The organism is Lentzea sp. NPDC036949, from assembly GCF_055608075.1.
The window spans coordinates 371,979-392,824 of record NZ_JBVJRA010000005.1 but is presented as its reverse complement, the minus strand read 5'-3'; the positions used below and the strand labels follow the sequence as shown (position 1 = coordinate 392,824).

Sequence of the window (20,846 nt, the reverse complement as noted above, 5' to 3'; positions counted from 1 at the left end):
GTTGGGGCAGGTGCTTGTTGGGGAGAACAGGTCGCCTGGATCAGGGGAACACAGGGGGACACATGAAAAGGCATTCGCGCGACAGTTTCTTCGTCGTGGGCGAAGGTGTGCTGGAATTCGGCGAGAACGGCGAGGCCACCACCCGCCGGCCCTCCACGACGGAGGAGCTGCGGCGGTTCCGGTTCTCGCGCCTGGGGCCCAAGGGCACCGGGACGAGCGAGGAGCTGCGGGTGGCGCTCGCGACCGCGATGGCGCCCGGCCCGGCCGTGGCGCAGCCCGACTCGGAGGACCCGGCCGTGCCGGCGGGGTTCACCTACCTCGGGCAGTTCGTGGACCACGACCTCACGATGGACCGCACCGAGGCGCAGCTGGGCAGCGAGGTCAACCTCGACGAGCTGCTGCAGGGCCGCTCGCCGGCGCTCGACCTCGACTCGGTCTACGGGCGGGGGCCGCGTGACCGCGACGACCGGGTGTTCTACGCCGAGGACGGGGTGAAGCTCAAGGTCGGCACGACGACGCCGGTGCCGTTCCCGGACGAGGGCACCAACGTGCCGTTCGAGGGCTTCGACCTGCCGCGCCGCGGCGGGGACGCGGGCACGGCGGCGGACCGGCGGCTGCCGCTGATCCCGGACGCGCGCAACGACGAGAACCTGGTGGTGGCGCAGACGCACCTGGCGTTCATCCGCTTCCACAACCGGGTGGTCGACGAGCTCGCGCTCACCGGCCTGACCGGGGAGCGGTTGTTCCGCGCGGCCAAGGAGCTGGTGGTGCGGCACTACCAGTACATGCTGAAGACGGACTTCCTGCCGCGCATCGTCGACCCGGCGATCGTGGACGACGTCTTCACCAACGGCCGCCGGTTCTTCGAGGTGCCCGGCCGCTGCCACGGCCGCGACAACACGCCGACGATGCCGATCGAGTTCTCGGTCGCGTCGTACCGGCTGGGGCACAGCATGATCCGCGGCGCCTACCAGTGGAACCGGGTGTTCAACTCGACCGGTCCCGGCGGGATCGCGACGCTGTTCGCGCTGTTCACGTTCACCGGCGTGGCGGGCAACTTCGACCCGAGCTCGCAGACGCCCGCCGACCTCGACGACGTCAACCGGGGCCCGATCTTCACGTTGCCCAGCAACTGGATCGCGGACTTCCGGCGGCTCTACGACTTCGCCGAGGCCGGACGCGACGACCTGGTGCCGCCCGCGGAGATCGGTGGCGGCAACGTCGCGAAGGAGATCGACACGCTGCTGGTCAACCCGCTCACCGCACTGCCGGCGGGCACGTTCGGCGGCCGCGGCACGCAGTTCCGGGACGTCGAGCGCAACCTCGCGTTCCGGAACCTGACCCGCGCCGGCATGATGGACCTCGCGAGCGGCCAGCAGATGGCCGGGCTCATGGGCGTCGAACCGCTCACCGCCGAGCAGCTCCTGACCGGCGGACCGGGAGGCGTGTCGCTCGACGCGCTGACCGACGAGCAGAAGGCGGAGCTCGTCGAGGCGACGCCGCTGTGGTTCTACGTGCTGCGCGAGGCGGAGCTGAACAGCGGGCGGCTGGGACCCGTCGGAGGCCGCATCACCGCCGAGGTGTTCCACCGGGCCATCGAGGGCAGCCGGATCTCGATCGTGCGCTCGCCGTACTGGCGGCCCACGCTCGGACCGGACAGCTCGACGTTCCGGATGGTCGACCTGCTGCTGTTCGCGTTCGAGGGCAAGGTGGACCTGCTGAACCCGCTGGGCGACCCGGTCGCCGGGCCGTCCGGCGCCTGATCCCCCTCGTTCCTCCTGTCTGGCCGGGTGGTGGCAGCCAGACAGGAGAGGGAGATCGATGTTGCGTCCAGGAATGACCCGCCGGCACAGCGCGGAGGAAAGGCTCACCCGGTTCGCGGGTGAGGCCGGCACACCGCTGCTGCGCATCGGACTGGGGATCGTGTACCTCTGGTTCGGCGTGCTGAAGCTCTTCCCCGGTGGCAGTCCCGCACAGGACCTCGTTGAACGCACGGTGTCCGCACTGACGTTCGGGATCGTCCACGGGGACCTCGCGAGGGTGACGGCCGCCCTCACGGAGATCGCGATCGCGCTGGTGCTGCTGAGCTTCCGCGTTCCCCTCGTGAGCGCGGCACTGCTCGTCGGTCACGTCGTCGTGGTGTCGACACCGCTGGTGCTCTTCCCCGCGGAGATGTGGGCGGGACCGGTGCAGCCGACGTTCGAGGCCCAGTACGTCCTCAAGAACCTGGTGACCGTCGCCGCCGCGGTGGTCATCGCCTCATCGCACTCGCGGGTGCGGTGACGCGGAGCCGCTCGGCCGCAGGGGCCGGGCGGCTCCTCGCGTTGCGGGCCGGGGGACTGCTTTGCGGCGATCGGACGCGCGCGCCGGCGTTTTGTGCAAGAGTCTGCGGTCATGGGCAAAGTGCTGGGGGCACTGGTCGGACTGCTGTGCTGCGCCGCGTGCGCGCCGACGGTGGAGGTCGTGCCGACACCACCGCCGGACCCGCCCGGCCTGACCGTGGCGGTGACCGGGCCGTGCAAGGTCGAGGAGCAGATCCCGGAACCGGTCGTCGAGCAGCCGCCCGCCGCGCCCCTCGACGGGCCGACCGCGGGTGTCGGCCCCGACGTCGCACCGCACAACGCGGAGAACAACAGGTGGAAGCAGCGCAAGTCGCTGCCCGCCGACGGGGTGCAGGCCGGCCGCGACCTGATCAAACGGGTCCTCCCGGTACTCGAACCGATCTGCGCAGCCGGAGACCTGTCCGCCGCCCCCGTCCGCAAGGCGCTCGCCGAGCACCGGCCCCACGTCGAACAGCGGCCGACGCTGGTGTTCTTCTCGATGGAGACCAGGGCGGGACAACGGGTTACGTGCCTGAACGGCGACCTGTCGGCGGGCGTGATCCGGTTGTTCGTGCAGGGCACCACCGGTGAGGGCAGCTGCGTCGAGCCCGTGTCGCACTAGTCCCTGACTGCTTCAGACGGCTGCGGTGCCGATCAGGCCGTTGCGCGTGACCAGCGCCCGCAGTTCGTCCTCGCCGAGGTGCTCGGTGTCCGCAGGGCGCCGAGGCAGCACGAGGTACCGCGTCTCGGCGGTCGCGTCCCACACCCGGATCTCGACGTCGTCGGGCGGGACGAACCCGAACTGCGCGAGCACCTCACGCGGGTGCGTGACGACTCGCGAGCGGTAGGCCGGGCTCTTGTACCAGGTGGGCGACGGCCCGAGCAGCGCGATCGGGTAGCACGAGCACAGCGTGCAGACGACCACGTTGTGCACGTCCGGCGTGTTCTCGACGACCTTGAGCGCCTGCACCTGAAGACCACTGCTCATGGACAGGCCGATCGCCGGCAGGGCGGCGTTGGCGTCGTCGAGCAGCCTCGCCTTGAAGTCCTCGTCGACCCACGCCCTGGCGACCACCCGGAACCCGTTGGCCGGCGAGGCGTTCGCCGTGAACGCCTCCAACGCGCGGTCGAGCTCCCGCGCGTCCAGCAACCCCTTCTCCTCCAGCAGCGCTTCGAGCTCGCGCACCTGCGCCGCGATCGGGGCGTCGTCGTGATGGTCAGTCATCGCTGAGGTAGTCCTCCCACAAGGACAGCGTCACCGTGTGATCGCCGTGCCCGAACAACTCCCGCGCCGTGAACCGCACCGCGTACACCGGCTGCGGCGGCACGTCCAACCCCCGCGCCCGGTCATCGGCCAACGGGTGCGCACCTTCACTGCCGACCACCGTCCCCCGCTTGCCGCGCGCGTAGTGCGGCAGCCGCGTGTGGTGGTCCGGGTCCACTGTGGACGTGCGGACGCGCGCGCCCATCCCGTACCGCTCAGACATGGCCCTTCTCCCGCAGCAACGTCCCGATCGCCCGGAACCAGTTCTCGTAGTAGGACGACTCGTGCGACATCGTCCGCTCGACCGCGTCCCGGAACTCGTCGAGGTTGTAGATGCCGCGCCCGATCAGCGACCGGTTCATGGCGAGCACGTGGGCCTCCCAGTCGTGGTGGAACGGCGGTTCGTCCAGTTCCTCCTCGACGGGGCCGAACGTGGTCTGGCCGCCGACGTCGTTGAGCCTCGGCATCTGTGCTCCCTCCTGGGCTTGGGGGCGATTCTGCGCTGTTGGGGCTGTGTTGGGGAAGTGGGAGCTGTGTCGAGCGAGGTGACACCCGCTCACGCCGGATGCCGCGCAATCAGCACCAGCGCATCCAGCACCCGCCACCAGTCCTGCTCACCGCCGTCCACCACCCGCGCAAGCCCCGCCAGCGCCGTGATCACGTCGCCCGGATCGGCGTCGAGCTCGGCCACCGCCCGCCGGAACCGTTCGGTGCGCCGCAGCCGGACCAGTGACGGCGGCAGCGCGGCCGGCCCCGGAGCTGCCGGGGCCGGGGCGCCGAACTCGATTCGCAGCGTGGTGCCCAGCGCCGTGGCCAGCCGGGTCAGCGCGCCGGCTGTGGGGTTGCCGCGGTCGTTCTCCAGGTTCGCGATGTAGGGCACCGAGAGGCCGGCGTCGGCGGCCACCGACGCGACCGTGCGGCCGGTGGCCTGGCGAAGGGCGCGCAGGGTCGAGCCCAGAGAGCCCGGAGAGTCCGACGAGTCCGCGGAAGAAGCGTTCACACTGCCTATCTTGACAGAACACTCCAGGGCTGTCTCTATCTTGTGAGTATGAGCGCCTGGGGGCTTCGGGATTTCCGGCTGTTGTGGGGCGGGCGTGCGGTGAGCCTGCTCGGGTCGTGGCTGTTGGTGGTGGCGGTGCCGGCGCACGTGTACGCGGTGACCGGGTCGGTGGTCGCGACCGGGCTGGCGTTGGCGGCGGAGCACCTGCCGGCGTTGCTGCTCGGCGTGTGGGCCGGAGTGGTGGTCGACCGGTGGGATCGGCGGCGGGTCATGGTCGTGGCCGATCTTGTGCGGGCCGGTGCGGTTGCGGGGATGGTGGTGGGCACGCCGGCCGCGATCTACGTGGCGGTGGTCGTGGAAAGTGCCGGGGCGGTGGCCTTTCGGCCTGCGGCGCAGGCCTTCGTGCCGGCGGTGGTCGGGGTGGGGGAGCGGCTGACGAGTGCCAACTCGTGGAACGCCGCCACCGACGGCGTCGTGCGGTTGGTGGGGCCGCCGTTGGGTGGGGTGTTGCTGGTGTGGGCCGGGTTCGAGGCGTTGGTGGTCGTCGACGTCGCCAGTTACCTGGTGTCGGCGGGTGCGATCGCGTTGACGAGGGCGCGGTCGGTGGCAGGGGTGGCGAAGCCTGGGCTGCGGGAGGGGATCAGGGTGCTCGCCGGGGTGCCGGTGGCGCGGGTGCTGTTGCCGTTGAGCGGGGTGTTCCTCGCGGCGAACGCGTCGTTGTCGGCGGTGCTGGTGCCGTTCGGGGTGCGGGAGCTGGGAGGTGCGGCGCAGGTCGGGGTGGTGTTGTCGGCGCTGGGGATCGGGTTCCTCGCCGGAGCGGTGGTCAACCGGTGGGTGGGCCGGGTGCAGCCGCGGACGGTGCTGGCGGTGGCGCAGCTCGGGGTTGCGGCGGGGTTCGTCGGGTTGTTCACGGCGGGCGGGACGGTGGGCGCGGCCGGGGCGGCGGTGGTGGTCGGGGTGTGCGGGTCGGTGGCGCTGGTCGTGCCGCAGACGGTGCTGCAACGGGTCGTGCCCAACGGGTTCCTCGGGCGGATCAGCGCCGTTTTCCTGGTGGTGGAAGCGTTTGCGACGGTCGTGGGTGCGGTCGCGGGGCCGCTGATCGCCGAGGGCACGTCCGTGCGGACGGCGGCGTTCGTGGCGGCCGGGGTCACGGCGGCCGGCGCGGTTGCCGGTGCGGTCGCGACACCGCGGGTTATGCTCCCGGCAAACGGTCAAACGATCAGGGAAGTGGCGCGGTAGGAGGCCCATGCGCGAGGTCGGCGAAGTGCGCAGGCAGCGAATCCTGGCCGTGGTCGCCTCACGCGGTGCGGTGCGGGTGAGCGACCTCGCGACCGAGCTGGACGTCTCGGTCGTCACCGTGCGGCGCGACGTCGAGGAGCTGGCGCAGAGCGGGCGGCTGCGGCGCGGGCACGGCGTGGTGCGGTCACTGGTGCCGGTCGCGCAACCGGTGGTGCACCAGCAGGTCAACGGCGCGGTCGCGCTGGTCGTCCCGGAACGGCACACCTACCTGTACGAGACGATGAACGGTGCCCGCAAAGCCCTCGAAGAGGCCGGCCTGCGGGTGGTGCTGCACATCGCGCCGCAGGTCAGGGGCGCGGAGCGGCCGATCGTCGAACGGGCGCTGCAGGAACCCGTGCAGGGCCTGCTGATCGCGCCGCGGTGGCGGACGCACGAGGAGGAGCTCGCTGACTCGTGGCTGGCCGGGACCGGCGTGCCGACCGTCCTCATGGAACGGCGGCCGGGCGGGGCGCTGCGGGCCATGAGCTCGGTGTGCTCGGACCACTGGTACGGCATGCAGCTCGCCGTCGAGCACCTCAGGGCGCTCGGGCACCGGCGGGTCGTCTTGGCCGCGCGGGACGACAGCCCGACGGCGCGGGCGTTGCGGAAAGCGTTTGCCAAGATCACCCGCGAGGGGCTCGACCTGGCGGTCGCGATGGGCAGCGACCCCGGGCTCGGCCTGGTGGAGGTCGTGAAGGCCCGCAAGGCGACCGCGATGGTCCTGCACGGTGACGTGGACGCGCTGATCCTGGTCCAGCAGCTCGTCGACGCCGGGGTGAGCGTGCCGGGCGGGGTCTCCGTCGTCGCCTACGACGACGTGGTCGCGGCGCTCGGCAGCATCCCGCTCACCGCCGTCGCGCCACCGAAGACCGAGGTCGGGCGGGTGGCCGCCGAGCTGCTGCTGAGGAAGCTGCGCGGGGAGAGCACGACCGGCGAACGGATCGAGCTGCTGCCCGAGTTGAAGGTCCGGTCATCGACTGAGCGTTTGACCGTTTCTTGACGCAAAAGCGATCAGGCGATCAGGATGCGTCGTATGCGCCTGAGTCGTCGCACGCTCCTCGCGGCGGGTCTCGCGGCACCACTGGCGGCCTGCTCCACTCCGCAACGCCGCGGTGCCGGAGGTCCGGTAGAGATCACTTTCTGGTCGGCACTGCGCGGTAGTCAGCAGGTCGTCGACGCGTTCAACTCCTCGCAGAACCGCATCAGGGTGGTCTTCCAGCAGATCCCCTCCGGCGGTCAGGGCGGCTACGCGAAGCTCAGCAACGCCGCCCGCGCGGGCAACGCACCGGACGTCGCGACCATCGAGTACCCGCAGGTCCCCGGCTACGCCATCGACGGCGTGGCCCGCGACATCACCGACCTCGTCACCGACCGCGTCAAGCGGAAGCTGCTGCCCCAGGCCCTCAAGCTCACCACGTTCGACGACCGCGTGTTCAGCGTTCCCCTCGACGTCGAGCCGATGGTCCTGCACTACCGCGCCGACCTGTTCGCGGAAAGCGGTTACCAGCCGCCGCGGGACTGGGACGAGTTCACCGCACTGGCGCGGAAGGTCAGGGCCGGCCACCCGCACCGCCGGCTCGCGCTCTTCCCCACCGACGGCGCGACGCAGTTCGCCTGCTTCGCCTGGCAGGCCGGTGCGAAGTGGTTCGACACCAGCGCGGGCAGGTGGCAGGTCAGCCTCGCCGACGGCCCCACCCGCAAGGTCGCCGGCTACTGGCAGGGCCTCATCGACGAGGACCTCGTCTTCCGCAACGCCGCCGACAGCAAGCAGCACGACGCCCAGCTCGGCCAGGACCTCGTGCTGACGCGGCTCAGCGGCGCCTGGGACGCCGGCGCCCAGATGCGCGCCCGCCCCGGGCAGAAGGGCAAGTGGCGCATCGCCCCCATGCCGATCTGGGACCGGCCGCACGTCGGCACCCACGGCGGCTCCACGTTCGCGGTCACCAGGGACTGCCGGGAACCCGAGGCCGCCATGGAGTTCATCGAGTGGCAGACCACCCACCCCGACGCGCTCACCGCCCGCCTCAAGAGCGGCACCAGCAGCCAGTACCCGGTGGCACCCGGCCTGGTCGAGGCGGGCGCCAAGGCGTTCCCGAGCGACTACTACGGCGGCCAGGACGTCTACCGGCTCTTCAAGCAGGAAGCCGACAAGATCCTCGACGGCTGGGTGTGGGGCCCGCGGATGACCGCCACCCAGAAGGTCATGCAGGACGGCTTCGCCAGGGCCGGCGCCGGCGAGGGCACCCTGCTCGACGCCGTCAGGGAAGCGCAGAGCGGCACCATGCCCGACCTCAAGGCGCTCGGACTGTCCACAGAGGAGGTCGACCGGTGAGGAGCAAGCTCGCCTGCGCCGTCCTGATGGCGCCGTTCTTCCTGCTGCTGACCACCGTCTTCCTCATCCCCACCGGCACCGCGGTCTGGCTGAGCTTCTTCGCCCAGGACCAGCCCGGCCTCGGCTTCGGCCCCGAGAGCACCGTGTTCGTCGGCCTGCGCAGCTACGCCGCCGTGCTCAGCGACCCCACCTTCCGCTCCGGTCTGCTCACCGTCGTCCTCTACTGCCTGATCTACCTCCCGGTCATGGTCGTCGGCGCGCTCACCCTCGCGCTCCTGCTCGACTCCGGCGTCGCGAAGCTGCGCGACTGGGCGCAGATGGGCCTCTACCTGCCGCACGCGGTGCCCGGCATCATCGCCGCGCTGATCTGGCTCTACCTCTACACCCCCGGCCTCAGCCCGATCATCGACCTGTTCGCCCACGCCGACGTCCGGATCAACTTCCTCGGCATCCACACCGTCCTGCCGTCCATCGTGAACATCGCCCTGTGGTCGAACCTCGGCTACAACATGGTGATCTTCTACGCCGCGCTCCAGGCCGTGCCGCGCGAGGTGCTCGAAGCCTCCGTCGTGGACGGCGCCGGACCGGTCAAGCAGGCCATCCGGATCAAGACACCGCTGGTCAAGGCCGCGATCGTGACCGTCTCGATGTTCACGCTCATCTGGGCGTTGCAGCTGTTCACCGAACCGGTGCTGCTCAGCCAGTCCACCCCGGTGATCAGCGCCCGCTTCTCGCCCAGCATGTACATCTACGACGCCGCCTTCACCCGCAACAACTACGGCCTCGCCGCCGCCGCGTCCGTGGTGCTGCTGGCGTTCACGGTCGCGCTGTCCTATGCCATCACCCGCTGGACCAACAGGAAGGCGGCCCGATGACCCTCCTCGGCCGCACCGCGGTCAACGCCGTCGTCGGCATCTCGGTCCTCTACACCCTGCTGCCGGTGCTGTGGCTCGTCCTCGCCGCCACGAAGAACGTCGACGCGCTGTTCCAGAGCGACCTGCTCTCGCTCAGCGACTTCTCCTTCGCCGACAACGTGAAGGAGCTCTTCGCGATGGACAGGGGCCTCTACAGCCGCTGGTACCTGAACAGCGTCCTGTACGCGGTCGTCGGTGCCGCCGTCAGCGCGTTCGTCTCCATCGCCGCCGGCTACGCGTTCGACAAGTACGCGTTCCGGCACAAGGAGAAGCTGTTCGCCCTCGTCCTCGCCGCCGTCATGGTGCCGCAGACCGTGCTCGCGCTGCCGCTCTACCTGATGGCGTCCGAGGCCGGGCTGGTCAACACGTTCTGGGCGGTGTTCATCCCGGTGCTGTTCAACCCCTTCGGCGTCTACCTCGGCCGCATCTTCAGCCAGGGCTACGTTCCCGACGAGGTCTTGGAGGCCGCCCGCATCGACGGCGCCGGCGACCTCGGCACCTACTTCAAGGTCGCGCTGCGCATGCTCGGCCCCGGCGCGGTCACGATCTTCCTGTTCCAGCTCACCGCGATCTGGAACAACTTCTTCCTCCCCATGGTCATGCTGTCCGACCAGAAGCTCTACCCGGTCAGCCTCGGCCTCTACCAGTGGAACAGCTCCGCCACCGTCAGCCCCGAGTACTTCCCGGTGGTGATCATGGGATCGCTGCTCGCCGTCCTGCCGCTGATCGTCGCCTTCCTGCTGCTGCAACGGTTCTGGCGGGCCGGCCTGACCGCGGGAGCCGTCAAGTGAGGGCCGCGGCCGCGATGTCGGCGCAGGCGCAGGCCGCAGTCCTCGCGCCCGTGCTCGACCGGCTCCGGCAGCTCTGCGACTTCGGGCCGGTCACCGGGGACCTCGACGAGCTGCCCGACGTCGACCTGCTCGTCACCGGCTGGGGCTGCCCGCCGATCACCGAACAGGTGCTGCGCCGGTTGCCGAGCCTGAAGGCGATCGTGCACACCGCCGGGTCCGTCAAGGGCTTCGTCACCGACGCCTGCTGGGACCGCGGCATCGCCGTGTCCAGCGCCGCGCCCGCCAACGCCGTGCCGGTCGCCGAGTACGCGCTCGCCATGATCCTGCTGAGCGGCAAACGCGTGCTCGAACGCGCCCGCGACTACCGCGAGACCGGGCAGATGGGGCTCTACGACGTCCCGGGCACCGTCGGCAACTTCCGCACCACCGTCGGCGTCCTGTCCGCCTCGCTGGTCGGCAGGCGGGTGGTCGAACTGCTGCGCCCGCACGACTTCCACGTCCTGGTGCACGACCCGTTCGTGTCCTGCGTGGACGGTGCCGAGTCCGTGTCGCTCAAGGACCTGTTCCGCCGCAGCGACGTCGTCACCGTGCACACCCCGCTGCTGCCCGAGACCAGGGGACTGGTGAGCCGCGAGCTGCTCGGCCTCCTGCGCGACGACGCCGTGCTCATCAACACCGCCCGCGGCGCCGTGGTCGACCAGGACGCGCTCGCCGACGAGGCCGGCCGCATCCGGGCCGTGCTCGACGTGACCGACCCCGAGGTCCTGCCGCCGGAGCACCCGCTGTGGCGCAACGAGAACGTGTTGATCACCCCGCACCTCGCCGGGTCGCAGGGCAACGAGTGGGGCCGCCTCGCCGAGCACGCCGTCGCCGAGGTCCGCAGGTGGGCGGGCGGCGAACCCTTCGCCACACCGGTACCGGCCGAACGACGGGAGCACATCGCGTGAGCCTCAGCCGCGAGCACTGGGTCCGCACCGCCGACGACCTGCTGGCCGCCGCCTGGCGGCACGCCTCACCCGACAACGCCTTCCTCGACCTGCCCGGACGGCCCTCGCGCAGCGGTGTCCGCTCCGACGGCCTGGAGGGCTACGCGCGGACGTTCCTCGCCGCCGCCTTCCGCACCGCCCACGGCGAGGACCCGGACAACCTGCTGGAGCGCTACGCGGCCGGCCTCACCGCGGGAACGGCGGGGGAGTGGCCCGCGATCACCGACGTCGGTCAGCCGATGGTCGAGTCGGCGTCGGTCGCACTCGGCCTGCGCCTCACCAAGCCGTGGCTGTGGGACGGGCTGAGCGAAGCCCAGCAGGACCGCGCCGAGGCGTGGCTGCGGGAAGCGCTCCGGCACGTGCCCGCCGCCAACAACTGGTACTTCTTCCCGTACACCGTCGCGTCGTTCCTCGACGCCGTGGGCAGGGGAGACGCCGAGACCCGCCAGGCGCGGCACCGCGCGATGGAGCTGCTCGAAGGCTGGTACGTCGGCGACGGCTGGTACTCCGACGGCGACGGCCGCGCGTTCGACCACTACAACGGCTGGGCGCTGCACCTCTACCCGGCGCTGGACGCGCACCTCGGCGGCACACCGGTCACCACCCACCTCGGGGAGCACCTGGAGAGCTTCGCCCTGCTGTTCGGCGCGGACGGCGCCCCTGTCTACTTCGGACGGTCGCTCACCTACCGCTTCGCCGCCTCGGCCGCGATCGCCCTCGGCGCGGTCACCGGCGAGACGCCGCTGAGCCCAGGCCGGTCCCGCGACCTGATCGGCCGGAACCTCCGCTACTTCCTCGACCGCGGCGCCCTCACCGACGGCCTGCTCAGCCTCGGCTGGCACGGCCCGCACGAGGCGTCGCTGCAGCCCTACTCCGGTCCCGCCTCCCCGTACTGGGCCAGCAAGGCGTTCGTCTGCCTGCTCGCCGGACCGGACCACCCGCTGTGGACCGCACCGGAGGAGCAGGCCGACGAGGAGGACCGCGTGCTCGCACTCCCGGGACCGGGGCTGCTCGTCCAGCGGCACAACGGCATCACCCGGCTGCACAACCACGGCAGCGACCACGTCCGCCCGTTCGAGGGCGAGCACGCGACCGACGACGACCCGCTCTACGGCCGCTTCGCCTACTCGACCGCCACGGGCCCGACAGCGCGGCACAACACCGCCGACAACCACCTCTGCCTCACGGTCAACGGCGACCGCAGCGTCCGCCGCCGCATCCAGCCGCTCGGCGCGCGGGACAACTGGGCCGCCTCCGCGCACCGCCCGGTGTTCGACGCGCACCAGCCGATGGTGCCCGGCCTGCGGGTCGAGAGCGTCACTGCCGTGTGGGACGACCAGGAGCTGCGCATCCACCGGGTGGTCGGCGCCCCGCCCGGCACCCGCGCCGAGCTCACCGGCTGGGCCACCGACCTGCCGTCCGCGCTCGTCCCGGTCGCCGGCTGGACCGGCACCGCACGGCACAAAGCACCGCAGGGCACCGCGTTCACCGCCGCCCCGGTGGTCCCGGCGCTGACCGCGGACGTCCAGGGCACCGTCACGCTGGTGGCCGTCGCCGTGCTCAACGGCGTGGTCGACGAGACCGCGGACTGGCGGGCCAGGGCCGAGGAGGTCCTGCGGCAGAGCCTCGACGCGCCGCGCGGCCCGTCAGGGGAGCCGCGCTGAGGCGACACCGGGCTCGTCGAAGAAAGACAGCACGCGCGCGTCCGGTGCCAGCCAGGGCCGCACCAGCTCGTGCGCACGGCCGGGGTCGCGGTGGAACAACCCGACCCTGACCGCGAAGACCAGGTCGAACCGGCGGTCGCCGAGGTCCGCGTCCTCCAGCGAGGCGATCAGGAACTCGGCCCTGCCGGACGCGACGTGCGCCGCGTTGCGCCGGGTCGCGGCCTCCACCATCTTCACCGACCGGTCGATCGCCGTGAGCGTCCCGGTGGACAGCAGCTCGCACACCAGCCCGGCGGCCACGCCCTGGCCGCAGCCGATCTCCAGCACCCGGTCGCGGGGCCGGACGCCGAGCCGGCCGACCACCCGGCGCAGACGCTCGCTCATGGTCCACATGATGCGGCAGTGCGGCGGGCGGGGCCACCGCCGCGACCCGGCGGGAGGACCTCGCCGGACCGGTCAGCCGAGGTTGACCATCCACCGCACGCCGAAGCGGTCGGTGAGGTCGCCGTACTCGTCACCCCACATCTGCTTCTCCAGCGGCGTCCCGACCTCGCCGCCCTCGGACAGCCTCTCGAAGTAGGTGCGCAGCACCTCGTCGTCGCCCGACAGGGACACGGTGATGGTGTCGCCGGGCCGGTGGTCCATTCCGGGCGGCGTGTCCGAGGCCATGATCGTGTAACCGGCCTCGGTCTCCAGCTGGGCGTGCATGACCTGATCGGCCTGCGGCGTGTCCCGCATGCCGAACTCGCCGAAGGTGCTCACCTTCAGCTCGCCGCCGAAGACCGAGTGGTAGAACTCCATGGCCTCGCGGGCCGAGCCGTCGAAGCGCAGGTACGGGTTGAGGCGAGTGGCCACCGGAATCGCTCCTCACGAAGAGACGGACCCGCATACTCGCAAAGCCCTACCAGGCCGACAACCTGACGCACGCCGCACCGGGCCAAGCCGTGCGAACGTGGCCACGAGGTGCCGCGCCCGAGGTGACAACGTTGGCAGGACCGTGGAGACGACGTGGTCCTCGTGCTCGGGCCGGCGGCAGAACTCTTTCAAGGTTTTTCGCGGCGCGTGTCGATCCGGTGCCGGTGCCGTTCGACGCATCAGTGGAAGGACACGACATCCTGGAGGGAATCACCATGAGCGCCACGACCGCCACCGCCGCCCGCAAGTTCGCCGTCGGCCGCTACGCCACCGCCGTGACGCGGGTGCTGACCGGGTTGCTGTTCGCGACGACCGGCCTGAACGGCTTCCTGATGTTCCTGCCCGCACCGGACCCGAGCACCATGGCGCCGGGTGGTGTCGCGTTCACCGGGGCGTTGTACGCCACCGGGTACATGCTGCAGCTGACCGCCGGTGTCGAGCTCGTCGCCGGCGTGCTGCTGATGGTCGGCCGGTTCGTGCCGCTGGCCCTCGCACTGCTGGCGCCGGTGGTGGTGAACATCTTCCTGTTCCACGTCTTCCTGGAGACCGGCGGCCTGGTGACGGCACTGCTCGTCGTGGCCGCCGAGATCGGTCTGGCATGGGCGTACCGCGACCGGTTCCGCCCGATGCTGCAGGCCCGCTAGGGCTCACCGCAGAACGGGTTCCCGCGCCGCCGGTGTCCACACAGGACACCGGCTACCGTGCGACGAAAGCGGCCAGCAGGGCCTGCACCTCGTACACGTCCACGCCCTTGCCGAACTGCTTGGCGATCGGCGCGTCCGCGCCGGAGACCCAGATCTTCAGCTCCGCGTCGAGGTCGAAGTGGCCCGCGGTCTCCACGCTGAACTGCGTGACCGCCCGGTAGGGGATCGAGTGGTACTCGACCTTCTTGCCGGTCATGCCCTGCTTGTCGACCAGGATCAGGCGCCGGTCGGTGAACACGAACGCGTCGCGCAGCAGCTGGTACGCCGCGTGCACCTGCTCGCCCTGGGCCAGCAGCCGGCCGAACTCCTGCGCGGCCGCCCTGGGGTCGAGCTTGGAAGCGTTGCCCATCATCCCGCTGAGAAGTCCCATGCGTCCACGTTTACCAGGCTTCCCGGGAACTCGTCCGCACGCCGGTCACCCCACCGGCCGGGCGTTGCGCAACCGGATGCCGCTCCACCCGAGGGTGCTCCCGCGCACCGCGGCCCAGAACGGCTGCAGCGCCGGCAGCACCCGCAACGAGATCTCCGCTTCCTCGTGCAGCTCGAACAGGTCGCCCACGCGTTCGGGCGGCTCGAGCGGCTCGACCGGGACCGTCGCCACCACCGCGTGCCCCGGCCCCTCGCCCTGCTCGCCGAACGGGTGGAACGGCCCGGCGTCGAACCGGTAGGCGTAGAGCACCACCGTCCGCATCCGCTCCAGCCAGCCGTACTCGACGGCGTGCACCCGGTCGCCGCAGCCGGGCCCGATGACCCGGTCGCGGTCCCCGGCGGTCGTCCCGTCCACCACCCAGGCCAGCACCCGCGGGCACTGGCGCGGGAACCAGTGGTCCGGCGACCGCTCCGCGTCCACCGCCCACACGTACTCGCCGGACTGCCGCGCGGTCGCCGCCAGGTGCGGCACGAACCGCGTGATCGCCGGGTCCTCGGAGAAGTGCAGAACCTGTCCGCGTTCAGGGCGCATGTGGTCATACTGACGCCCATGCGCAGGTTGGTGCTCGTGGTTCTGCTGGTGCTCACCGGGTGCTCCGGCACCGCGGCGAACGGGGTCGAGCTGGTCCGCGTGGACCTGACCGCGACCCCGGAAGCCTTGGCGCCGCACGGGGACGCGCTGCTCGTCGGCACGCGGCCCAGCGACCACCCCGAGCTGGTGCTGCGCGCGAAGGACGGCACCCAGAGCGCCGTCCGCCTCACGCCGGCCACCCCGTACGGCAAGGAGGCCCACTGGTACGGGCTCACGTCCGACGGCCGGGACGTCTTCGGCGTCGGCGGTGAACGCGGCGGCGCGCACGGCAACGTCCGGTGGAGCGCGTGGACCGGTGACGGCCGCCAGATCGCCGAGCAGCCGCAGGGCTTCAGCACGTTCGGCGGGTACGGCGCGGGGGAGCTGCTCACCGTCGTCGGCACCGCGACCGGCCCGCGGATCATCGGCAGCTGGCAGAGCGCGAAGGCCGGTCTCGACATCGCCACCTGGACCTACGGCGCCGGCACGTGGACCCGCGAACCCAGCGCGGGCACGGTCCTGGAGAGCTCGCAGGAGCTGCTGAAGTTCCCGATGGCGGCCACCTCGACGGGCGACGGCGGCGCGCTCGTCGTCGGCTGGCAGACCGGCGGCGGCAGCACCGGTGCCGCGGTCTGGCGGTTCGACGGCGGCACCTGGACCACCGCGACCCTCCCCGACGGTGACGCCGCGCTCGCCGCGCGCTGCTGGGACGGCACCTGCCACGTCGTCGGCCGCAGCGGCGGGAAGCTCGCGTGGTGGCAGGGGTCGCAGGCCGAGCCCGCCCGGTGGCGGAAGGTCTCGATGCCCGACGTCCCGGTGGGCGACCGCGACGACCTCGCGCCACCGGTGCCGGTCAACGGCGTCCCGACGCTGTTCGTCGACCACGGCGGCGTCAAGCTCGTGTCCGAACGGGACGAGCGGCCCGCCGACGGGCCCACCGGGAAGGTCAGCGCCGCCGCGGTGGCGGGCGGGCAGGTGTTCGTGATCGCGGGCGACCGCCTGTGGCGGCTGGCTTGACCCGCGCACCACACCGCGCGTCACGCCTCACCGCTGGCCCACCTGGAGGCGGGGCGGTTGCGGCCACGGGACGACCGGCTCGCGGGCGGAGTGGCGGAGCCACCGGTGGGCCGCCCGGCGGCACCCGCTGGGCCTGATCGATCCAGTCACTCCGGACACCCGAATAGCTCCGCTGTGTGATGCCGGGTTTGCGATGACATTGCGCTGCTTGTCCCACGTCTTCCGGTCAATGCATTCACCCGGATGCGGCATGTCGATCCGTGCCGAGACAGAACAAGCCCGGGAATACAGCGATCTGGACGCACAATGGTCACGCTTGGACACACAATCGCCGAGAGTCAACTGTTGATGTGGCTGATCGGCCGTCCTTTGCCGCTGACGTGGGCGACTATGGCCCGGTCAGTGGGCCCCCGCGAATGGTGGGGGTGGGCGGCGGTCCGCCAGAACGGCGGTTAATCTCGTGCAACTCGTCCACTGCAATCCAGTGCGCCGACGTCGCAACCACCGGGGAGAGGACTGAACACGGGTGGCCGGATTTCTGTTGCGGCGGTTGGTCAACTACGTGGTGCTCGCCCTCGTGGCGACGTTCCTCGCGTTCACGTTGGCCTCCGTCACGTTCGACCCGATCGGGGTGCTGCAGCAGCGCAACCCCCCGCCGCCGGCAGCCACGATCGAGGCGAAGAAGAGAGACCTCCACCTGGACCAGCCGATCCCGCAGCGGTTCGTGACGTGGATGAGCGGGGTCGTGCAGGGTGACTTCGGCAAGACGGTCACCGACCGGCCGATCACGGAGGAGCTGGGCCGGCGCGTCGGCGTGAGCCTGCGGCTGTTCCTGCTGGGCATCACGATCGGCATCCTGTTCGGCGTGCTGCTGGGCGTCGTGAGCGCCATCCGGCAGTACAAGTTCAGCGACTACTTCGCGACCCTCTTCAGCTTCATACTGCTGTCCACGCCGGTGTTCGTGCTGGGCAACCTGCTCAAGATCGGCGCACAGGACCTCAACGAGGCGGTCGGCAGCAACGTGCTGCTGTTCGTCGGCGAGACGACGCCGAACTTCGAGGGCAGCTGGTTCGAGCACTTCTGGGACCGGATGCAGCACCTGATCCTGCCGACGCTGACGATCGCGCTCGGCCAGATCGCCTACTACAGCCGCTACCAGCGCTCGTCGATGCTCGACGTGCTGGGCAGCGACTTCCTGCGCACCGCGCAGGCCAAGGGGCTCACCCGCAGGCGGGCGCTGTTCAAGCACGGCCTGCGCACGGCGCTCATCCCGATGGCGACGCTGTTCGCGTTCGGGTTCGGCCTGCTCGTCGTCGGCGGCACGTTCACGGAGACGATCTTCAACTGGTTCGGCATGGGCCACTGGCTGGTCGAGGGGATCTCGAAGCAGGACACGAACGTCACCGCGACGGTCACCCTGTTCGTGGCGGTCTGCGTGCTGTTCTCCGGCTGGCTGGCCGACGTCCTGTACGCCGCACTCGACCCCCGCATCCGGGTCAACTAGAAGAGGACGACGACGTGACCGTGATCCTCAACGAGGGCGACTCCGCGGGAACCTCCGGCGCCGCCTCCGGCAGCCCGGTGGACGCCGCTCCGGACCCCGGCAAGGCGATGACCCGCGGCAAGCTGGTGTTCATCCGCTTCAAGCGCAACAAGCTGGCGCTGGTCGGGCTCGGCATCATCGTGGTGCTGTACCTGATGGCGTTCGTCAGCCCGTTCTTCTCGCAGTGGAGCTACACCGACCGCGACTACACCGCGTTCCTGCAGCCGCCCTACAACGAGCACATCTTCGGCACCGACAACATCGGCACCGACATGTTCGCGCAGGTGATGCGCGGGCTGCAGAAGTCGTTGATCATCGGCATGCTGGTGGCGCTCATCTCCACCACCGTCGCCGCGATCATCGGCGCGACCGCCGGGTACTTCCTCGGCGTCGCCGACCGCGCGCTCATGTGGGTCGTCGACCTGCTGCTGGTGCTGCCGTCGTTCCTGATCATCGCGATCCTCAGCCCGCTGTTCCGCGGCGAGTCGTGGTGGCTGCTGGTGTTCATGCTGGCGGCGTTCCAGTGGATGATCACCGCGCGCATCGTGCGCGGCATGACGCTGACGCTCAAGGAACGCGAGTTCGTCAAGGCGGCCAAGTTCATGGGCCAGCCGGCGCGCACGATCATCGCCAAGCACATCGTGCCGAACATGGCGTCGCTGCTGATCATCGACGCGACCATCAACGTCGGGTCGGCCGTGCTCGCCGAGACGGGCCTGAGCTACTTCGGGTTCGGCGTCCAGTCGCCCGACGTCTCGCTCGGCACCCTGATCGGTTCCGCGTCGCAGTCCGCGACCACCTTCCCGTGGCTGTTCCTGTTCCCGGCGGGCTTCCTCGTCGTGTTCGTGCTGGCGGTCAACTGGGTCGGCGACGGTCTGCGCGACGCGCTCGACCCGACCTCCACGCGCGTGCGCAAGCGCGAGAAGAAGGACAGCAAGGAGAAGGCGTCCCGATGACCACCTCGGAGATCCAGTTCGACTCGCCGGCCGGCCCGGCGGCCGTCGGGCCGGTGCTGCAGGTCGAGGACCTGCACGTGTCCTTCCCCAGCGAGGCCGGTCGCGTGCAGGCCGTGCGCGGCCTGAGCTACCAGGTCTCGCCCGGTGAGGTGCTCGGCATCGTCGGCGAGTCCGGCTCCGGCAAGTCCGTGTCGTCGCTCGCCGTGATGGGCCTGCTGCCGTCCTCGGCGCGCATCACCGGTTCCATCAGGTTCCAGGGCCGCGAGCTCATCGGCCGCACCGACACCGAGCTGTCGAAGATCCGCGGCCGGCGCGTCTCGATGGTGTTCCAGGACCCGCTGTCGGCGCTGACGCCCGTCTACACCGTCGGCGACCAGATCGCCGAGGCGATCCTGGTGCACCGCAGGGGCGCCGTGTCGAAGCAGGCCGCGGCCAAGCGCGCGGTCGAGCTGCTCGACCTGGTCGGCATCCCGAACGCCGCGGAGCGCGCCAAGGCGTTCCCGCACGAGTTCTCCGGCGGCATGCGGCAGCGCGCGGTGATCGCCATGGCGATCGCCAACGACCCCGACCTGATCATCGCCGACGAGCCGACCACCGCGCTCGACGTGACGGTGCAGGCGCAGGTGCTGCAACTGCTCAAGACCGCGCAGGAGGTCACCGGCGCTGGCATCGTGCTCATCACCCACGACCTCGGCGTGGTCGCCGGGTTCGCGGACCGGCTGATGGTCATGTACGCGGGCCGCGCCGTCGAGACCGGCCTGGTCGACGAGATCTACCAGCGGCCGCGCATGCCGTACACGCTCGGCCTGCTCGGCTCGATCCCGCGCCTGGACGTCGGCGAGAAGCAGGCGCTGGTGCCGATCGTGGGCCAGCCGCCCGCGCTCACGGACCTCCCCCCGGGGTGCCCGTTCGCGCCGCGCTGCCCGATGGTGGTCGACGCCTGCCACACCGCCGAGCCGCCGCTGATCGACGTGGACGGCTCGCCAGAGCACCAGGCCGCGTGCATCCGCACCGGCGAGATCGCGGCGACCGACGCCGAGGGCGCGGAGGCCGCGGCGGAGATCTACGGCGCCGAGGTCGTCGAAGAGGCCGAGATCGCCAAGGTGCCGCGCGAGCAGCGCGACGTCGTGCTGGGCCTCGACGAGCTGGTCAAGGAGTACGCGGTCACCAAGGGCGTGGTGTTCAAGCGCCGCGTCGGCACCGTGCACGCCGTCGACGGCATCACGTTCGACATCCGCGAGGGCGAGACCCTGGGCCTCGTCGGCGAGTCGGGCTGCGGCAAGACCACGACGCTGATGGAGATCCTCGGCCTCGAGAAGCCCATGAGCGGCGGCATCTCCGTGCTCGGGCGGGACGTGGCGTCCCTGGACGCCAAGCGTCGCTTCGAGATCCGCAGGGACATGTCCGTCGTGTTCCAGGACCCGATGGCCTCGCTCGACCCGCGCTTGCCGATCTACGACATCATCGCCGAGCCGATGCAGGTGCACGGCTACGGCAAGTCCGACATCGCCCGCCGGGTGCCGGAGCTGATGTCGCTCGTCGGGCTGCGGCCCGAGGTGGTGTCGCGCTACCCCGGCGAGTTCTCCGGCGGCCAGCGCCAGCGCATCGGCATCGCGCGCGCCCTCGCTCTGGAGCCCAAGCTCGTCGTGCTCGACGAGCCGGTCTCCGCGCTCGACGTCTCCATCCAGGCCGGTGTCATCAACCTGCTGGAGGAGCTGAAGTCCAAGCTCGGACTGGCCTACCTGTTCGTGGCGCACGACCTGTCGGTGGTGCGCCACATCGCGGACCGGGTGGCCGTGATGTACCTGGGGAAGATCGTCGAGATCGGCGAGGTGGACTCGGTGTTCGACGCACCGCGCCACCCGTACACGCAGGCGCTGCTGTCGGCGATCCCGATCCCGGACCCCGTCAAGGAACGCCAGCGCGAGCGCATCATCCTCACCGGCGACCTGCCGAGCCCGGCGAACCCGCCGTCCGGCTGCCGGTTCCGCACCCGGTGCTTCCTGCACGCCTCGCTGCCTCCCGAGAAGCAGCGCACGTGCATCGAGCTGGAACCGCCGCGCGAGGTCCAGGCAGCCGACCACGAGGCCGCCTGCCACTTCGCCCAGATTCGACAGGTCCTCTGATGGCTCAGGTGACCTGCGTGCACGAAGGAACAGTG

23 protein-coding genes are annotated in these 20,846 nt (G+C 70.9%); 15 read left to right on the top strand and 8 right to left on the bottom strand.

Annotated elements, in window-relative coordinates:
• Positions 1-95: 95 nt before the first annotated feature.
• From ACZ7CD_RS17370 to ACZ7CD_RS17360, 3 genes are all read left to right on the top strand, one after another.
• Positions 96-1,763, top strand: a complete 1,668-nt coding sequence (locus ACZ7CD_RS17370; RefSeq protein WP_458433451.1) for a peroxidase family protein — start codon at positions 96-98, stop codon at positions 1,761-1,763.
• Positions 1,764-1,821: 58 nt separating this feature from the next.
• Positions 1,822-2,283 carry a hypothetical protein gene (locus ACZ7CD_RS17365; protein WP_360398757.1) on the top strand — a complete coding sequence of 154 codons (462 nt, stop codon included), beginning with the start codon at positions 1,822-1,824 and terminating at the stop codon, positions 2,281-2,283.
• A gap of 111 nt (positions 2,284-2,394) precedes the next feature.
• On the top strand, positions 2,395-2,943 hold the full coding sequence (locus tag ACZ7CD_RS17360) for a hypothetical protein (protein ID WP_470373256.1): 549 nt from the start codon (positions 2,395-2,397) through the stop codon (positions 2,941-2,943).
• A gap of 12 nt (positions 2,944-2,955) precedes the next feature.
• Here ACZ7CD_RS17360 and ACZ7CD_RS17355 read toward each other — a convergent pair whose 3' ends face one another.
• The 4 genes from ACZ7CD_RS17355 to ACZ7CD_RS17340 all read right to left on the bottom strand — a co-directional run bounded on the left by ACZ7CD_RS17355 (position 2,956) and on the right by ACZ7CD_RS17340 (position 4,585).
• Positions 2,956-3,546, bottom strand: a complete 591-nt coding sequence (locus ACZ7CD_RS17355; RefSeq protein WP_470368681.1) for a nitrile hydratase subunit alpha — start codon at positions 3,544-3,546, stop codon at positions 2,956-2,958.
• On the bottom strand, positions 3,539-3,808 hold the full coding sequence (locus ACZ7CD_RS17350) for an SH3-like domain-containing protein (protein ID WP_458433449.1): 270 nt from the start codon (positions 3,806-3,808) through the stop codon (positions 3,539-3,541). Before ACZ7CD_RS17350 ends, ACZ7CD_RS17355 begins: the two co-directional genes overlap by 8 nt.
• Positions 3,801-4,052: a hypothetical protein gene (locus ACZ7CD_RS17345; RefSeq protein ID WP_360398745.1), complete on the bottom strand. Its 252-nt coding sequence runs from the start codon at positions 4,050-4,052 to the stop codon at positions 3,801-3,803. The genes ACZ7CD_RS17350 and ACZ7CD_RS17345 overlap by 8 nt, the downstream gene beginning before the upstream one ends.
• An 89-nt stretch (positions 4,053-4,141) precedes the next feature.
• Positions 4,142-4,585, bottom strand: a complete 444-nt coding sequence (locus ACZ7CD_RS17340) for a helix-turn-helix domain-containing protein (protein WP_470379227.1) — start codon at positions 4,583-4,585, stop codon at positions 4,142-4,144.
• 48 nt (positions 4,586-4,633) lie between these two features.
• On the opposite strand from ACZ7CD_RS17340, the gene ACZ7CD_RS17335 reads away from it, so the two are divergent.
• Genes ACZ7CD_RS17335 through ACZ7CD_RS17305 form a run of 7 tightly spaced genes read left to right on the top strand, consistent with a single transcriptional unit; the run spans position 4,634 to position 12,550 of the window.
• Complete coding sequence (locus tag ACZ7CD_RS17335; protein ID WP_470379226.1) at positions 4,634-5,824, top strand: MFS transporter; 1,191 nt, start codon at positions 4,634-4,636, stop codon at positions 5,822-5,824.
• 7 nt (positions 5,825-5,831) lie between these two features.
• Positions 5,832-6,863: a substrate-binding domain-containing protein gene (locus ACZ7CD_RS17330; protein ID WP_470379225.1), complete on the top strand. Its 1,032-nt coding sequence runs from the start codon at positions 5,832-5,834 to the stop codon at positions 6,861-6,863.
• A gap of 33 nt (positions 6,864-6,896) precedes the next feature.
• Positions 6,897-8,195 carry an ABC transporter substrate-binding protein gene (locus ACZ7CD_RS17325; protein WP_470379224.1) on the top strand — a complete coding sequence of 433 codons (1,299 nt, stop codon included), beginning with the start codon at positions 6,897-6,899 and terminating at the stop codon, positions 8,193-8,195.
• Positions 8,192-9,070 carry a carbohydrate ABC transporter permease gene (locus ACZ7CD_RS17320; RefSeq protein ID WP_470379223.1) on the top strand — a complete coding sequence of 293 codons (879 nt, stop codon included), beginning with the start codon at positions 8,192-8,194 and terminating at the stop codon, positions 9,068-9,070. The genes ACZ7CD_RS17325 and ACZ7CD_RS17320 overlap by 4 nt, the downstream gene beginning before the upstream one ends.
• Entirely contained in the window at positions 9,067-9,900 is an 834-nt protein-coding gene (locus ACZ7CD_RS17315) for a carbohydrate ABC transporter permease (RefSeq protein ID WP_470379222.1), read from the top strand. The genes ACZ7CD_RS17320 and ACZ7CD_RS17315 overlap by 4 nt, the downstream gene beginning before the upstream one ends.
• Positions 9,897-10,847 carry a hydroxyacid dehydrogenase gene (locus ACZ7CD_RS17310; RefSeq protein WP_470368674.1) on the top strand — a complete coding sequence of 317 codons (951 nt, stop codon included), beginning with the start codon at positions 9,897-9,899 and terminating at the stop codon, positions 10,845-10,847. The genes ACZ7CD_RS17315 and ACZ7CD_RS17310 overlap by 4 nt, the downstream gene beginning before the upstream one ends.
• Positions 10,844-12,550: a DUF2264 domain-containing protein gene (locus tag ACZ7CD_RS17305; protein ID WP_360398721.1), complete on the top strand. Its 1,707-nt coding sequence runs from the start codon at positions 10,844-10,846 to the stop codon at positions 12,548-12,550. The genes ACZ7CD_RS17310 and ACZ7CD_RS17305 overlap by 4 nt, the downstream gene beginning before the upstream one ends.
• Here ACZ7CD_RS17305 and ACZ7CD_RS17300 read toward each other — a convergent pair.
• Together ACZ7CD_RS17300 and ACZ7CD_RS17295 are read right to left on the bottom strand one after the other, a co-directional pair.
• A complete protein-coding gene (locus tag ACZ7CD_RS17300; protein ID WP_360398718.1) occupies positions 12,533-12,934 on the bottom strand; it encodes an SAM-dependent methyltransferase in 402 nt (133 codons plus the stop codon). The genes ACZ7CD_RS17305 and ACZ7CD_RS17300 overlap by 18 nt on opposite strands.
• A 72-nt stretch (positions 12,935-13,006) precedes the next feature.
• Positions 13,007-13,405, bottom strand: coding sequence for a VOC family protein (locus tag ACZ7CD_RS17295; RefSeq protein ID WP_470379221.1), 399 nt, complete (start codon positions 13,403-13,405; stop codon positions 13,007-13,009).
• 275 nt (positions 13,406-13,680) lie between these two features.
• On the opposite strand from ACZ7CD_RS17295, the gene ACZ7CD_RS17290 reads away from it, so the two are divergent.
• Positions 13,681-14,109: a hypothetical protein gene (locus tag ACZ7CD_RS17290; RefSeq protein WP_470379220.1), complete on the top strand. Its 429-nt coding sequence runs from the start codon at positions 13,681-13,683 to the stop codon at positions 14,107-14,109.
• A gap of 52 nt (positions 14,110-14,161) precedes the next feature.
• Here the strand turns inward: ACZ7CD_RS17290 and ACZ7CD_RS17285 are convergent, their stop codons facing one another.
• Positions 14,162-14,539 carry a PH domain-containing protein gene (locus ACZ7CD_RS17285; RefSeq protein ID WP_360398711.1) on the bottom strand — a complete coding sequence of 126 codons (378 nt, stop codon included), beginning with the start codon at positions 14,537-14,539 and terminating at the stop codon, positions 14,162-14,164.
• Positions 14,540-14,584: 45 nt separating this feature from the next.
• A complete protein-coding gene (locus tag ACZ7CD_RS17280; protein WP_470379219.1) occupies positions 14,585-15,130 on the bottom strand; it encodes a DUF6886 family protein in 546 nt (181 codons plus the stop codon).
• 18 nt (positions 15,131-15,148) lie between these two features.
• Between ACZ7CD_RS17280 and ACZ7CD_RS17275 the strand changes: the two genes are divergently transcribed.
• The 4 genes from ACZ7CD_RS17275 (at position 15,149) to ACZ7CD_RS17260 (ending at position 20,811) form a co-directional block, all read left to right on the top strand.
• The gene (locus ACZ7CD_RS17275; RefSeq protein WP_470379218.1) at positions 15,149-16,186 is read left to right on the top strand and encodes a hypothetical protein; all 1,038 of its coding nucleotides are present in this window, start codon (positions 15,149-15,151) and stop codon (positions 16,184-16,186) included.
• A gap of 526 nt (positions 16,187-16,712) precedes the next feature.
• Positions 16,713-17,690 (top strand): ABC transporter permease, encoded by a 978-nt coding sequence (locus ACZ7CD_RS17270; protein WP_360398705.1) that lies wholly within the window; start codon positions 16,713-16,715, stop codon positions 17,688-17,690.
• Positions 17,691-17,704: 14 nt separating this feature from the next.
• Entirely contained in the window at positions 17,705-18,685 is a 981-nt protein-coding gene (locus tag ACZ7CD_RS17265; RefSeq protein ID WP_360398703.1) for an ABC transporter permease, read from the top strand.
• On the top strand, positions 18,682-20,811 hold the full coding sequence (locus ACZ7CD_RS17260) for an ABC transporter ATP-binding protein (protein WP_470373267.1): 2,130 nt from the start codon (positions 18,682-18,684) through the stop codon (positions 20,809-20,811). The genes ACZ7CD_RS17265 and ACZ7CD_RS17260 overlap by 4 nt, the downstream gene beginning before the upstream one ends.
• The last annotated feature ends 35 nt before the right edge of the window (positions 20,812-20,846 follow it).